11 protein-coding genes are annotated in these 14,605 nt (G+C 68.1%); 5 read left to right on the top strand and 6 right to left on the bottom strand.

Translation table 11 applies throughout. The features are described 5' to 3' along the window. Positions 1 to 6: 6 nt before the first annotated feature. Positions 7 to 1,041, bottom strand: a complete 1,035-nt coding sequence (queA, locus tag VGU65_RS07595) for a tRNA preQ1(34) S-adenosylmethionine ribosyltransferase-isomerase QueA (RefSeq protein ID WP_327474306.1) — start codon at positions 1,039 to 1,041, stop codon at positions 7 to 9. A gap of 267 nt (positions 1,042 to 1,308) precedes the next feature. Here queA and VGU65_RS07590 point away from each other — a divergent pair, with 267 nt between their 5' ends. Then, complete coding sequence (locus VGU65_RS07590; protein ID WP_327474304.1) at positions 1,309 to 3,297, top strand: ATP-binding protein; 1,989 nt, start codon at positions 1,309 to 1,311, stop codon at positions 3,295 to 3,297. Between the two features lie 212 nt (positions 3,298 to 3,509). Here the strand turns inward: VGU65_RS07590 and infC are convergent, their stop codons facing one another. Together infC and thrS are read right to left on the bottom strand one after the other, a co-directional pair. After that, positions 3,510 to 4,037 (bottom strand): translation initiation factor IF-3, encoded by a 528-nt coding sequence (gene infC, locus VGU65_RS07585; RefSeq protein ID WP_414655805.1) that lies wholly within the window; start codon positions 4,035 to 4,037, stop codon positions 3,510 to 3,512. A gap of 46 nt (positions 4,038 to 4,083) precedes the next feature. Beyond that, on the bottom strand, positions 4,084 to 5,985 hold the full coding sequence (gene thrS, locus VGU65_RS07580; protein WP_327474302.1) for a threonine--tRNA ligase: 1,902 nt from the start codon (positions 5,983 to 5,985) through the stop codon (positions 4,084 to 4,086). Positions 5,986 to 6,234: 249 nt separating this feature from the next. On the opposite strand from thrS, the gene VGU65_RS07575 reads away from it, so the two are divergent. After that, on the top strand, positions 6,235 to 7,242 hold the full coding sequence (locus VGU65_RS07575; RefSeq protein ID WP_327474300.1) for an NAD-dependent epimerase: 1,008 nt from the start codon (positions 6,235 to 6,237) through the stop codon (positions 7,240 to 7,242). A 79-nt stretch (positions 7,243 to 7,321) separates the two neighbouring features. Here VGU65_RS07575 and VGU65_RS07570 read toward each other — a convergent pair whose 3' ends face one another. Next, the gene (locus VGU65_RS07570) at positions 7,322 to 7,771 is read right to left on the bottom strand and encodes a CopD family protein (protein WP_327474298.1); all 450 of its coding nucleotides are present in this window, start codon (positions 7,769 to 7,771) and stop codon (positions 7,322 to 7,324) included. 107 nt (positions 7,772 to 7,878) lie between these two features. On the opposite strand from VGU65_RS07570, the gene VGU65_RS07565 reads away from it, so the two are divergent. Then, positions 7,879 to 8,259, top strand: a complete 381-nt coding sequence (locus tag VGU65_RS07565) for a YajD family HNH nuclease (RefSeq protein WP_327474296.1) — start codon at positions 7,879 to 7,881, stop codon at positions 8,257 to 8,259. 64 nt (positions 8,260 to 8,323) lie between these two features. Then, the gene (locus tag VGU65_RS07560; protein WP_327474294.1) at positions 8,324 to 9,934 is read left to right on the top strand and encodes a glycosyltransferase family 39 protein; all 1,611 of its coding nucleotides are present in this window, start codon (positions 8,324 to 8,326) and stop codon (positions 9,932 to 9,934) included. Positions 9,935 to 10,003: 69 nt separating this feature from the next. Here VGU65_RS07560 and VGU65_RS07555 read toward each other — a convergent pair whose 3' ends face one another. After that, entirely contained in the window at positions 10,004 to 11,968 is a 1,965-nt protein-coding gene (locus VGU65_RS07555) for a M61 family metallopeptidase (protein ID WP_327474292.1), read from the bottom strand. A 312-nt stretch (positions 11,969 to 12,280) separates the two neighbouring features. Here VGU65_RS07555 and VGU65_RS07550 point away from each other — a divergent pair, with 312 nt between their 5' ends. Continuing rightward, a complete protein-coding gene (locus VGU65_RS07550; RefSeq protein WP_327474290.1) occupies positions 12,281 to 13,150 on the top strand; it encodes an alpha/beta hydrolase in 870 nt (289 codons plus the stop codon). 15 nt (positions 13,151 to 13,165) lie between these two features. On the opposite strand, the gene VGU65_RS07545 is transcribed toward VGU65_RS07550, so the two are convergent. Then, positions 13,166 to 14,371 (bottom strand): serine hydrolase domain-containing protein, encoded by a 1,206-nt coding sequence (locus VGU65_RS07545; protein WP_327474288.1) that lies wholly within the window; start codon positions 14,369 to 14,371, stop codon positions 13,166 to 13,168. Positions 14,372 to 14,605: the final 234 nt, after the last annotated feature.

Here is a 14,605-nt window from a genome sequence, read left to right as displayed (position 1 = left end):
AGGGGCTTAGTTCGAGGCGCGGGGAAGGATCAGCATCGCGTCGCCATAGGAGAAGAACCGGTACCGCTGACGCACCGCATGTCGGTAGGCATCCAGCACGAATTCCCGCCCGGCCAGCGCCGACACCAGCATCAGCAGGGTCGATTGCGGCAGGTGGAAGTTGGTGATCAGTCCGTCGATGCTGGTGATGCGGTAGCCGGGAAAGATGAAGATCTGCGTCTCGCCCGCAAACGGCTGCAACTGGCCCTCGCGCGTGGCGCTCTCCAGCGCGCGCACCACCGTGGTGCCCACCGCGATCACCCGCCCGCCGGCGGCGCGCGCGCGGCGCACCTTCTCCACCAGGCAGGCGCCCACATTGAGCCATTCGCGGTGCATGGTGTGCTGGTGGACGTCCTCCACCCGCATCGGCTGGAAGGTGCCCGCGCCTACGTGCAGGGTGACGTAGCCGGTGTCCACGCCCAGCTCGCGCAGGCTCGTGAGCAGGGGCTCGTCGAAATGCAGGCCGGCGGTGGGCGCCGCCACGGCGCCGGGCTCGCGGGCGTAGACGGTCTGGTAGCGCTCCAGGTCGGTGGCGTCGGCGTGGCGCTCGATGTAGGGCGGCAGCGGCATTTCGCCCAACTTCAAGAGCAGCTTCTCCAGCGGCTCGGGCGACTCGAAACGCAGCTTGAAGAACGCCCCCTCGCGGCCGAGCACCGTGGCATGGCTGCCGTCGCCCAGTTCGATCCGTCCGCCCTCCTTGGGCTTCTTGCTCACGCCCAGCTGCACGGTGGCCTCGTGCGTGCCGGTGACGCGCTCGATCAGGATCTCCACCGCGCCGCCGGACTCCTTGTTCCCGTACAACCGCGCCGGCAGCACGCGGGTGTCGTTGAACACCACCAGGTCGCCCGGGCGCAGGAACGAGGGCAGTTCGCGGAAGTGGCGGTCCTCCAGCGCATGCGCGGCAGGGTCGAGCCACAGCAGCCGGCTGGCCGAACGCTCCGGCAACGGGGCCTGAGCGATCAGTTCCGGCGGCAGGTCGAAATCGAAATCGGACTTCTTCAAAGGGTGTTCTCCATGCGAAGGCCCTCGGCCCTTCGGGGCTCGTTCCGGCGAAAAGCGGGGGAATCCATCCTGTCCCTGGTCTTCCCGGTCAAAAACGGATTTCCGCTTCGCGGGATGACGGCCCGACGGATGGGGCGCTTCCGACGCAACGCTGGCTGGGCCCGGGCTCCAAAGCGTCCATGATACGCCGTGCTGCGCTGCGCATCGGCTACACACGGCTTATCTGCTAGCTTTGCGGGCTTTGCATCGACCTAGGGACAACCCTGCATGTTCGAGCGCGTACTGATCGCCAACCGCGGCGAGATCGCCTGCCGCGTGATCCGCAGCTGCCGTCGCCTCGGCATCCACACCATCGCGGTGTACTCGGAGGCCGACAGGGACGCCCAGCACGTGCGCCTGGCCGACGAGGCCTGGCCGATCGGCGGCCCGCGCCCGGCCGATTCCTACCTGCGCGGCGAGACCATCCTCGATGTCGCGAAGAAGACCGGCGCCCAGGCGATCCATCCCGGCTACGGCTTCCTGTCGGAGAACACCGGCTTCGCCCGCGCCTGCGTCGAGGCCGGTATCGTGTTCATCGGCCCCAAGCCCGAAAGCATCGACGCGATGGGCTCCAAGGCCGCCGCCAAGGCGTTGATGGAGAAGCACGCGGTACCGCTGGTGCCGGGCTACCACGGCGAGAACCAGAACCCGGCGCACCTGGCCGAGCAGGCGCGCCGGACCGGCTTCCCGCTGATGATCAAGGCCGCGGCCGGCGGCGGCGGCAAGGGCATGCGCATCGTGCACGGCGAGGGCGAGTTTGCCGACGCGCTGGCCTCGGCCCAGCGCGAGTCGGCCAACGCCTTCGGCGACACGCGGGTGATCCTGGAGCGCTACGTCGAGCACCCGCGCCACATCGAGTTCCAGGTGTTCGGCGATACGCACGGCAACGTGATCCATCTCAACGAGCGCGAATGCTCCTCGCAGCGGCGCTACCAGAAAGTGCTGGAGGAGACGCCCTCGCCTTTCCTCACGCCTGAGCGCCGCCGGGCCATGGGCGAGGCTGCGGTGGCGGCCGCCAAGGCGGTCCACTACGTGGGCGCGGGCACGGTGGAATTCATCGTCGGCGCCGACGGCGCGTTCTTCTTCATGGAGATGAACACGCGCCTGCAGGTCGAGCACCCGGTCACCGAGGAGACGCTGGGCCTGGACCTGGTCGAGTGGCAGCTGCGCGTGGCCGCCGGCCAGCCGCTACCGCTGAAGCAGGAGCAGATCCACGCTCAGGGCCATGCCATCGAGGTGCGCCTGTACGCCGAGGACCCGGAACAGAACTTCCTGCCCGGCTCGGGCCGGCTGCTCAAGCTGCGTCTGCCCGCGCCGTCCAGGCACGTGCGGATCGACGGTGGCGTGGTCGAGGGCGACACCGTCACCATCTTTTACGACCCGATGATCGCCAAGCTGATCGTGTGGGACGTGGACCGCCCGCAGGCGCTGGAGCGGCTGCGCGAGGCGCTGGCCCGCTGCGAGATCGTGGGGCCGAAGTCCAACATCGCCTTCCTCGAGCGGCTGGCGCGGCACCCGTCCGTGGTCGAGGGTCGCATCGACACCGGCTACCTCGACCGGCACCTGGACCAGTTCCTCCAGGGCGACGCGACGCCGGCCGACCGCCTGCTGTTCGCTGCGGCCACCGCGGCGCTGCTGCAGGAAGAGCGCAGCGTGGCGGCCGACCCGGCCGATCCGCACTCGCCCTGGGCCAGCGCCGACGCCTGGCGCATCGGCCACGCCGGCAAGCGCGTGGTGGCGCTGTCGCTGCACGAGCAGCGCTATGAAATCGCCGCGCACGGCCATGGCGGCGACTACCGGCTCGAACACGGTGAAGCGGCCTGTGACGTCCAAGGCGCACGCCTGGAATCCGACGCCCTGAGCGCCCGCTTCGACGGTGAGGCGCAGCGCCTGAGCGCGCTGGTCGACGATACCCGCGTGCTGCTGCACGACGCCGCCGGCCGCCGCCATCGCTTTGTCCGCGCGCCCGCCTTCGCCTGGGCCTCGACCGAAAGCGCCGGCGGCAACCAGGTCGTGGCGCCGATGCCCGGCCGCATCGTGCTGGTCAGGACGAAGGCCGGCGACAGCGTCCAGGAGGGCCAGGAGCTGTTGGTGATGGAGGCGATGAAGATGGAGCTGGCGCTGAAGGCCCCGCGTGCCGGCATCGTCGAAAGCGTCAGCGCGGCCCAGGGCGAGTTCGTCGAAGCGGACGCCGTGCTGGTGCGATTCGAAAGCTGAAGCGAGCGCGACCTGCTCCCTCTCCTCTTCCGCAGACGGTTGGGCGAGCGGCCGCCCTTGCGGGGAATCGAGTGAAGGCGAAGCCTTGCAAGCAAGCCTGCTCGCCCCTACCCCTTCCGCGAGCCCCTGCAGCTCTCACCCTGCCCTCTCCCCGGGGGGAAGCGGGTTCCGAGTGAAGACAAAAAAAGGCGGCCCTCAGGCCGCCTTTCCGTTTACTGCTTCTTCTTCGGTCCGATCATCATGACCATCTGGCGCCCTTCCAGCCTGGGAAAGGATTCCACCTGGCCGTTGTCGCCGACGTCCTCCTGGATCTTCCTGGCCAGGTTCTGGCCCAGGTCCTGGTGGGACATCTCGCGGCCGCGGAAGCGGATGGTGACCTTGACCTTGTCGCCCTCTTCCAGGAAGCGAAGCATGTTGCGCAGCTTGATCTGGTAGTCGCCCACGTCCGTGACCGGACGGAACTTCACTTCCTTGATCTCGACCTGCTTCTGCTTCTTCTTGGCGGCGGACGCCTTCTTCTGGGCTTCGAACTTGAACTTGCCGTAATCCATGATGCGGCAGACCGGCGGGTCGCCGTTGGGCTGGATCTCGACCAGGTCCATGCCGGCTTCCTGCGCCAGTGACAGCGCCTCGTCGCGGGTAAGGATGCCCAGCTGTTCCGAGTCGGCGCCGATCACGCGCACGCGCGGCACGCGGATTTCGAGGTTACGGCGATTGCCCTTGTTGTCGGTGGTAGCGATACCACTATCCTCCAGAAGAGTTAATTGAATTAGGCCACACGGAACATCAACGCCGCGTTTCGGCCTCTAGGCGTTCGATGAAGGCCGTCAGCGGCATGCTGCCCAGGTCCTCGCCCGAACGGGTACGCACGGAAACGGCCCCAGCCTCCTTTTCGCGATCTCCGACGACAAGCAGGTAGGGCACTTTCTGCAGCGTATGCTCGCGGATTTTATAGCCGACTTTTTCGTTGCGCAAATCGGCCTGTACCCGGAAGCCTTTGTCCACAAGGGCTTGCGTCACCTCCTGGACATAACCGGCCTGGGCGTCGGTGATGGAAAACACAGCCGCCTGCACCGGCGCCAGCCAGGCCGGCAGGTTGCCGGCATGGTGCTCGATCAGGATGCCGATGAAACGCTCCATCGAGCCCACGATCGCGCGGTGCAGCATGACCGGGTGGCGCTTCTGCGAGCTTTCGTCCACGTACTCGGCGCCCAGGCGCTCGGGCATCATGAAATCCACCTGCATGGTGCCGACCTGCCAGGCGCGGCCGATCGAGTCCTTCATGTGGTACTCGATCTTGGGGCCGTAGAAGGCGCCCTCGCCGGGGAGCTCCTCCCACTGCACGCCGGCGGAGGCCAGCGCCTTGCGCAGCGCGTCCTCGGCGCGGTCCCACACCTGGTCCGAACCGATGCGCTTGTCCGGGCGCAGCGCGATCTTGAGCGCGATGTCCTGGAAGCCGAAATCGGCATAGACCTGCATGGCCTGCTGGTGGAAGGCGGTCACTTCCGGCTCGATCTGCTCGGGCGTGCAGAACACGTGGCCGTCGTCCTGGGTGAAGGCGCGTACGCGCATGATGCCGTGCAGCGCACCGGAGGGCTCGTTGCGGTGGCAGCCGCCGAACTCGCCGTAGCGGATCGGCAGCTCGCGGTAGCTGTGCAGGCCGGCGTTGAAGATCTGCACGTGGCCCGGGCAGTTCATTGGCTTCAACGCGTAGGTGTGCTTCTCCGACTCGGTGAAGAACATGTTCTCCGCGTAGTTGTCCCAGTGGCCGGACTTCTTCCACAGCGACACGTCCAGCACCTGCGGACAGCGCACTTCCTGGTAGCCGCTCTTGCGGTAGACGCGGCGCATGTACTGCTCCACCTGCTGCCAGATCGCCCAGCCGTTGGGGTGCCAGAACACCATGCCCGGGCCTTCTTCCTGCTGGTGGAACAGGTCCAGCGCCTTGCCGATCTTGCGGTGGTCACGCTTTTCCGCCTCCTCCAACTGGTGCAGGTAGGCCTTGAGGTCCTTGTCGTTGAGCCAGGCGGTGCCGTAGATGCGGGTGAGCATCGCGTTGCTGGAATCGCCACGCCAATAGGCGCCGGCCACTTTCATCAGCTTGAACGCGCGCAGCTTGCCCGTGTTGGGCACGTGCGGGCCGCGGCAAAGGTCGGTGAATTCGCCCTGGGTATAGAGCGAAAGCTCCTCGTTGGCCGGAATCGATTCGATGATCTCGGCCTTGTAGTTCTCGCCCATGCCACGGAAGAACTCGACCGCCTCGTCGCGCGACTTCACCGAGCGCGAAACCGGCAACGCCTCCTTGACGATCTTTTCCATCTCCGCCTCGATCTTCAGCAGATCGTCGGGCGTGAAGGGCCGTTCGTAGGCGAAGTCGTAATAGAAGCCGTTGTCGATCACCGGGCCGATCGTGACTTGGGCGCCGGGATACAGGCGCTGCACGGCCTGCGCCAGCAGGTGCGCGGTGGAATGGCGCAGGACCTCCAGCGCCTCGGGACTCTTCTCGGTGACGATCTCCACGCGCGCGTCGTGGCCGATCGGAAAGCTGGCGTCGACCAGCTTGCCGTCGACCTTGCCGGCGAGCGTCGCCTTGGCCAGGCCCGCACCGATGGAAGCGGCCACGTCCTGCACGGTGACGGGATGGTCGAACGGCTTCTTGCTGCCGTCCGGGAGCGTAACTTCGATCATGGATTTCGAATCCCGGAAATCAAAAAAGGGCATGACGCCCTTTCGTGTACGGAACAAAGGCGTCGGGAAGTCAGCGAAGGATGCGGGTAGTTGCCATGTCGCACGCTCGACCTGCGCTCACGCGCCGGCCACCTAGTGTTCGGGTCAGGCCGCTAGTCTAGCCGAAGAACACCGCGCGCGAACGCCGTAGGCCCGGTCCTCACGGTTCCGCCCGCTAGAATGGTCCGTCCCCACCAGGAACCGTAACGGATGCGCATCCTCGTCACAGGCACCGCCGGCTTCATCGGCGCCGCGCTCGCCCAGCGCCTGCTCGCCCGCGGCGACGAAGTCCTTGGCATCGACAACCACAACGACTACTACGACCCGTCGTTGAAGGAAGCCCGCCTGGCGCAGTTCGCCAACCACCCCGCCTACACCCACCTGCGCGCGGATCTGGCCGATGCCGACGCCATCGACCGCGCCTTCGCCGACTTCCAACCGCAGCGCGTAGCGAACCTGGCCGCCCAGGCCGGCGTGCGCTATTCGCTGAAGAACCCGCGCGCCTACGTGCGCAGCAACCTTGACGGCTTCCTCAATGTCCTCGAAGGCTGCCGCCACGGCAGGGTCGAGCACCTGGTCTACGCCTCCTCCAGCTCGGTCTACGGCGCCAACCGCAAGATGCCCTTCGCCGTGGAGGACGCCGTCGACCACCCGGTCAGCCTGTATGCCGCCAGCAAGAAAGCCAATGAGCTGATGGCGCACAGCTACAGCCATCTGTACGGCCTGCCCACCACCGGCCTGCGCTTCTTCACGGTCTATGGCCCGTGGGGCCGGCCGGACATGTCGCCGATGCTGTTCGCCGACCGCATCAGCCGCGGCGAAGCGATCGACGTGTTCAACCACGGCAACCACAGCCGCGACTTCACTTACATCGACGACATCGTCGAGGGCGTGATCCGCACGCTCGACCACCCGGCCCAGCCGGACCCGTCCTACGACGCCGAACGGCCCAATCCGGGCACCTCCAGCGCGCCCTACCGCGTCTACAACATCGGCAACGACCAGCCGGTACAGCTGCTGCGCTTTATCGAGCTGCTGGAGCAGAACCTCGGCCGCACGGTGGAAAAGAACCTCCTTCCCATGCAGCCGGGCGATGTGCCGGACACCTGGGCCGACGTCTCCGCCCTGCGCCGCGACGTCGGCTACGCGCCCGACACCTCGATCGAAGATGGCGTCGCCCGCTTCGTGAAGTGGTATCGCGAATACCACCGCGGCTGAGCGTTCGCGGCGGCCGGCGAGGCCTGCGCGCTTGCGCTTGCGCTTGCGCAGGCGCAGGCGCAGGCGCAGGCGCAACGTTTCAGAACGGCTTGGCCACCACCAGGAAGATTACGCCCAGCAACAGCAGCACCGGCAGCTCGTTGAGCCAGCGCAAAGCCACCGCCGCAGGCAGCGCTCCGCCCTTCTCGGCCCGCTTGAGCATGCGTCCGACCACCACGAAGTAGGCCAGCAGTAGCGCCACCAGGCCCAGCTTGAGGTCGATCCAGTGCATGCCGGCCACCACGTTCGGAACCGTGGATGGAAACAGCCGCCAGCCCTGCCACAACACCAGTCCGAACAGGAAGGCTAGGCCGAACATGTTGTGCCCGAACTTGTACAGCCGTCGTCCCATCAACAGCAGCCGCGTGCGCACGCTCGCGTCGTCACCGGCCTCGGCGATATTGACCAGGATGCGCGGCAGGTAGAACACCGTCGCCATCCATGCGATGACGAAGAGCAGGTGGAAGGACTTGATCCAGAGGTAGGTCATGGCTAAAACCCGATGGGGATGCCGGACCATTGTTGCGGAAGTGGCCATCGGCCTCCACCGTTCCCGCTGGTCGGGCACAATCCCCGGCTCAAACACTCTTTACGACGATGAGCCCGCAAAAAATTCCCGATCCGGCCAAGCTCGACCGTGTGGTCGCCGAGGCGCGCCGCGCCGCCGAACAACGCGAGCTCGGCTACCGCGAGCGGGCGCTGAAGATGTACCCGTGGGTCTGCGGCCGCTGCGGGCGCGAGTTCACGCGCAGCAACCTGCGTGAGCTGACGGTGCACCACCGCAACCACGACCACGACTTCAACCCGCCCGATGGCAGCAACTGGGAGCTGTTGTGCGTGTACTGCCACGACAACGAGCACTCTCGCTATATCGACCACGTGCGCGGCGCCGGCTACGAAGCGGCCGCGGCGGCGCCGGCCACCGGCAACCCTTTCGCGGATCTGCGGGCCATGCTGGAGAGCAAGAACAAGCGCTGAAACGGCCGCGGCTGCCCGTTCTCCGCGCACGCGACCTGAACGTGCGCATCGGCATAGTCTGGCCATGCCGGCCCGCCTCACCCGTTCGTGCGTCGCTTTCGCGCCAGCACTGGCGCTGGTACTGCTGCTTGCCTTGCGGGTGCTCTGGCTCGGCGCCTATTCGCTGGATTCGGACGAGCCACAGCACGCCCATGTCGCCTGGAGCATCGCCCAGGGCGCGGTGCCCTATCGCGACGTGTTCGACAACCATGGCCCGCTGTTCGCGCTGATCTACGCACCGCTGATGCATGGCCTGGGTGAGCGCGCCGACATCCTGTGGTGGCTGCGCCTGGCGGTGGTGCCCTGGTATGCCCTCGCCATCGTCGCGACGTGGCGCATCGCGCGCAGCCTTTACCGGCCCGGCGTGGCCGACGCCGCGGTGCTGCTCGCCGCGCTGATGCAGGTGTTCTTTCTCAGGACCGGTCAGTTCCGCACCGATGACGCCTGGACTGCGCTGTGGCTGGTGGCGCTGGCCCTGGTGCTCCCCTCCGGCCGATCCGCGGCGCGCTGGTTGCTCGCAGGCGTGGGCGTGGGGGCCGCCTTGTCGATTTCGCAGAAGACCCTGCCGCTGGTCGGCACTGCGTTGCTGTCGGCTGGCTGCGTGTGGATGGCATCGAGGCGCAAGCTGGCCCGCCCGGTCGTCGAGCGCGCGGTGGCATGCCTGGCCGGCTGCGTGGCGGTTCCCGCCGGCCTCGTGCTGTGGCTGGGCTCCATGCACGATCTGCTGCCCGCTTGGCGCGATCTGGTCCTGTATGGCCTGGCCTCCACGGGCGGGACCAGCCATGCCTGGCGACAGGCCGTCTACGTTGGATTGCTGCTGCCCGTCCTGGCCTTGGCGACGTACCGGCTGCGCAACATCGACGAGGGCCCGGCGCGCTGGCGCACGTTCCTCGCACTGCACGGCGCGCTGTACGCGGCGCTGATCTGGCTGGCCTGGCCCTTGTCCACGCCGCAGGATTTCCTGCCGGTGATACCCACGGTCATGCTGGTAACGACCGGCGCGCTCGCCTCGCGGATTGCGGCCGATCCGTCGAGTCCGCACAGGGGCGGCATCGTGGTGGCGGCGCTGGTGCTCCTGGAACTGGGCATCCTGGTGCGGCATGCGCCGCCCTGGCGGGACGCGCTGGCCGGCGAGCGGGCCGAGCTGGCCACGGTGCTGCGCAGCACCGACCCGGGCGACACCGTGATGGATGCCAAGAGCGGAGCAGTCTTCCGCCCGCGCCCCTACTACCCCGTGATGGAAAGCCTGGCGCTGCGGCGCCTGCGGCACGGCAAGATGCCGGACACGATCGCCCAGGCCCTCGTCGCGCACCGGACCATGGTGGTCGTTCCCGACCGCCTGCCGCCCGCCGATCTCGCTTTCGTCAAGCGCAACTACCTGCCCGGCCCCGCGGACGTCTACGTGGCCGGAAAGAGCCTGCCCGCGGGAGCGCAGCCGTTCGCCATCGCGGTGCCCGGGCGGTACACGCTGAGCGACGGCAGGCACCCCATCGCGATGGGGATCGACGGCAGCCGCCCCGCGGACCAATGGAACCTGGCTGCCGGCACCCACAAGCTCTCAGGCACGGCCAGCCAGGCGCTGGTGCTGAGCTGGAGCAAGGCGTGGGACCGGGGCTGGCGGCCCCGTCTCCACTGAACTTCGCGCGCGGACGCAGGGCACCGCATGGACCGGTTGCGTTCCGACCGGCCAGCGGCGTGCGCAGCGCTACTTGCGCGCGGCGATGATCTCGCTCAGGTAATCGGGCGTGCCCTGGACGCGCACCAGGTGCGGGTACTGCAGGCCGCCGTGGTAGTCCACCGACACCGTCCGATAGCCACCCTGGAACTTCAGCAGCAACTGGATCGGCGCGGTGCCGCCCTTGGCGGCGGTGATCGCCTGCTTGAGCACGTCCCTGGAATAATCGTCGCCGTTCACCGCGACCAGCGTCGCGCCGGTGCTGACGCCGGCCTTGAACGCCGGGCCGTCCCAGCGCACATCGTTGACCTGGCCGTGGTCGTCCAGGGTCAGGCCGATCGACCAGGCGAAGTTGAACAGGTGCCGCGGCGATTGCGGGCGGCTGTCGTACTGCCGCTCGTAGTCGCTCGGCTGGTCGGTGTAGACCAGCTTCCAGCCGGTGCCTTGCACGCCGTCGAGCAACGGCGGATCGAGCGCATCGACGCGTGCGCGCAGGAAGTCCGCCCAGTCGTATTTGGCCACGCCATCGAGCGCCGCCACCACGTCGTCGAAGGTGTAGGTCTTGGTGACGAAGCTGCCGTCGTCGACGCCGAAGAAGGCCCGCGCGAAGTCGTCCAGCGACTTGCCGTCGTGGGTCAGGGCGCGCAGCTTGGCGTCCACCGCCAGCCACAGCATCTGGCCCCCGCTGTAGTACTCCTCGCTCATCTGCCAGCTGCGGTAAGGCAGGCTTTCGCGGTGCGCGGCGGTCGGGTCGTTGGTGGTGTCCTCCAGCGTGCGCCACTGGAGTCCCTCGCGGTTGCGCTGGTAGTTGGCCGCGACCATGGCCAGCGCGTCGCGGAACTGCGCAGGCGTCCACAGGCCGGCGCGGGCGGTCAGCACGAAGCCCCAGTACTGCGTCTGGCCCTCGTACACCCACAGCAGCGAGTCGCCCATCGGCACGTTGAAGTTGGGCGTCCACAGGTCGGCCGGGCGGCGGAACTTGCCGTCCCAGGAGTGGGTGTACTCGTGCGCCAGCAGGTCGCGTCCGGGCGCCGAGTCCTTCCACGCGGTGAAGTAGTCGGCCCCCAGGCCGTTCTCGCTGGACTGGTGGTGTTCCAGCCCGTTGCCGCCCAGTTGCTCCGACAGCGAGAACAGGAAGTCGTAGTGGTCGTAGTGGTGCGAGCCGAACGCCTTCACCGCCTGCGCCGCCAGGTTGCGATGGGCTTGCACCTGCTCCGGCGTCATTTCGAGGTACTTGGGCTCGTCGGCGACCACGTCCAGGTGCACCGGCGCGCCACCGGAAGGCGTGAGGTCGACACGCTTGAAGTACTGTCCCGCGTAGATCGGCGAATCGACCAGCGTGTTGAACGGCACCGGCTTGAAGCGGGTGGTGTCGCCCGATCGCGAGGCCTGCGTCTGGCCGGCAGGTTCCAGCGCGCTGCCGAACTGCCAGCCGTGCGGCAGCGTCACGCTGGGCGCGAAGATGATGCGGCGAGAGAAGTGGCCGGCCGGATACAGCGCCACCTTGTTCCATTCCAGGTCGAGCATGCGGTCGGTCATCTCGTAGCCGCCGCTGCGGTCGGACAGGTACTGGAAATCCGCATCGATCGAGGACACGCCCTCAGGCACGTCGACGTGGAACGCATACACGTCGTACTCGTCGCGCGTCCATTTCAGCGGTTTGCCGCCGGCGCTCACTTTCAGGCCCGCCAGCATGGCCACGGGGCCGCTCGGCGAGTGGTCGCCCGGGATCCACTTCGGATACAGCAGCGTCAGGACGCCGGCCTGCACCGGCAGCGTTTCGTGCACGCGGAAGATGCCCTGCCGCGTGTCGCTGGCATCGACGTGGACCGCCACCGTGCCCGGATAGGGCGTGTCCTGCGGCGGCGGCACACGGGCCCCGGCCGCCGGTTGCGCCCCGGCCGAGCCGGCGGCGAGCGCCAGCGAGAGCGCCAGCACGAGGCGCGGCAGACGGCGCGGCGCGGCCGACGGGACAGCAGGAAGAGCACGGGACATGGAGGGCTCCGGCAGGCGGTGGGCCGCTGAACTTAGCAGCAAAGTCGCCTGACGCTCATCTGCCGACCGGCACGGTGCCGCGGCGAATCCGGCGGCGCGGAACCGTCCGGGCGTCCGTGGTACCCGCCCGTGCGGTCTCGACCTGCCCGCGTGTGGCTCGATGCCATCGTCGGCTCCCCTGGGGTATCGGCCATGGATACCGCGAAGGAGCTGGCCAGGCTCCCCTGGCACCAGGCGGCTTCACCCTGAGCGTGATTGACGCTGCATCGCGCGAGCCTTAGCGTCGCGCCGTCCGAATCCTCCGGAGCTCCCATGGAACGCTGGATCCGCCGCATCACGGGTGCCCTCGCGCTAGTGGCTTGCGCGACCGTCCAGGCACAGAGCGCGCTGCCCGTCTGGCCCGGCGCGGTGCCCGGTCCACCGCACGCGGCCTATCCGGAACGCACTGTTGTCGATACGCCGCTGGGCACGGTGGTTTTCGATGTGACGACGCCGACCCTCACCACCTACCTGCCCGATCCCGCGCACGCTACGGGCACCGGCGTCATCGTCGCGCCGGGCGGCGCCTGCCTCGCGCTGACCATGGACCTGGAAGGCACGAGTGTCGCGCGCTGGCTGCAGCGGCAAGGTATCGCCGCCTTCGTGCTCAAGTACCGCATTCAGCGCAAGCAACAGCAAGGCATTCCGGCCGACCTGGACCTGCGCCAGGCGTGCCGGGAAGGCATGGCCGACGGCATCCAGGCGGTCCGGCGCGTGCGGCAGAATGCGGCGGCGTGGGGCGTTTCTCCGCATCGGATCGGCTTTCTCGGCTTCTCCGCCGGCGCGATGATCGCGAGCGGTGCGCTGCTGCAGGCCGATGCCGCAGCGCGGCCGGACTTCGCCGCGCTGATCTACGGCGCGCCGTTCGGCACCCTGCCTTCCATACCCCGAACCTTGCCGCCCGTGTTCATGGCCTGGGCCCAGGACGACGACCAGGCACGCGCGGCCGCATCCCGCTTCTACGACGCGCTGCTGGCCGCCGGCCAGCGGCCGGAAGCGCACATCTACGCCAACGGCGGCCACGGCTTCGGCCTGCGCCGGCAAGGCGCCAGCAGCGATCACTGGATCGACGCGTTCGCGGGATGGATGCAGGCACAAGGCTTCATGCGCCGTGCCGCTCCATCGCCGCCGCCGGACCGCTGAGGGGACGCCGCCGACTCAGGGCGAGACCGGCCTGCCCCCGTCGTCCACCGCGTGCTTGACCGCCGCGACGAACTCGCGGCGCGCCTGGACCAGCGCCTTGCCGGTGGCCTGCGGCCAGGCCGCCACCTGGGCGATCACCAGTTTGCGCGCGGGGTCGACGTAGACCATCTGGCCGAAGATGCCGATCGCCGCATAGCTGCCGTCGGTGTCGGTCCACCACAGATACCCGTAGCCGCGGTCCGGCTCGTCCACGCCGGTCTGACGGCGCACCGCACCCTGCAGCCACGCGCCGGCGATCACCGGCCTGCCGCCGATGCGGCCGCCATCGAGCATGAACTGACCCAGCCGCGCGTAATCGCCCAGCGTGGCCGACAGGCCGCTGCCGCCGGTGTCGCTGCCGTCGCACTCGTCCTTGATCCAGTACGCATCGGAGGCCATGCCGTAGGGCTGCCAGAGCGTCTGCGAGAGGTAGGCGGCCAGCGACCGGTGCGTGGCGCGCTGCACCAGGATGCCAAGCAGGTCGGTCTCAGCGGTGTTGTAGTTCCAGTGCGTGCCGGCCGGCCATTGCCGTGGCATCTTCATGAGGTAGGACAGTACGTGCGCGCGGCCGCCGACGCAGGCGCCCAGGTACATCTGCGCCACGTCCGACCTGGCGTCGGCATAGTCCTCGTTCCAGCGCACGCCGGAAGTCATCGTCAGCAGCTGCTGCACGGTCACGTCCGCGTAGGCGCTGTTGCGCAGCTCCGGAATGTAGGTGCCCAGCGTGTCGTCCATGCTGTGGATGTAGCCCTGCTGCAGGGCGATTCCGAGCAGGGCGGAGGTGACCGACTTGGCCACCGAGAACGAAGTCCAGCGCTGCTCCGGCCCGAAACCCTTCGCATACCGCTGCAGGCGGACGCGGCCGTTCTGCAGCACCATCACGCCGGCGACGTGGTAGCGGTCCATGTAGCCGGCGAGCCAGGCCGAGGCATCCTTCCCCGCTACGGCCAGTGGCCGTCCCTGCGGCAGGGCGTGCACGTGCGTACCGTGCGCGGCCCGGTCGCTGGGAAACAGCTCGTACATCCGCGGAAAGCGCGCCTCGCGCTGCGCCTGGGTCCAGAACAGCACCCCTTCCCGCTGCTGGCCGATGGTCTGGGCACGCTGCTCGGCTGCCGCCGAAGGCATCGCCACGGCCAGGCAAACGGTGGCGACGAGGAAGCCGGCGAGGAAGTTGAGGCGCATGAGTGGGACCGCAATGGCACGAGGCCGCCCATGTTACCGAGCACGCCCGTGTGACGTCCGCCGTGGTAGCTGTGGGGACGGAAAGCGAGCCCTGTCTCGTTCATCTGGCTCCGCTGCAACCAACAAGTGATTCAGGAGGTTCGGGCTAGTCTGTCCTGTCGTCGAATTCCGGCTCAGGACGCTTGGGCAGGTTTCGCGCGCGTCTCGAGGCCACGCGCGGCACCGGTTGCGGAC

It is taken from the genome of Frateuria sp. (assembly GCF_035943815.1).
Classification (GTDB): Bacteria; Pseudomonadota; Gammaproteobacteria; order Xanthomonadales; family Rhodanobacteraceae; genus Frateuria_A.
This window is presented reverse-complemented; position numbering and strand designations above follow the sequence as displayed.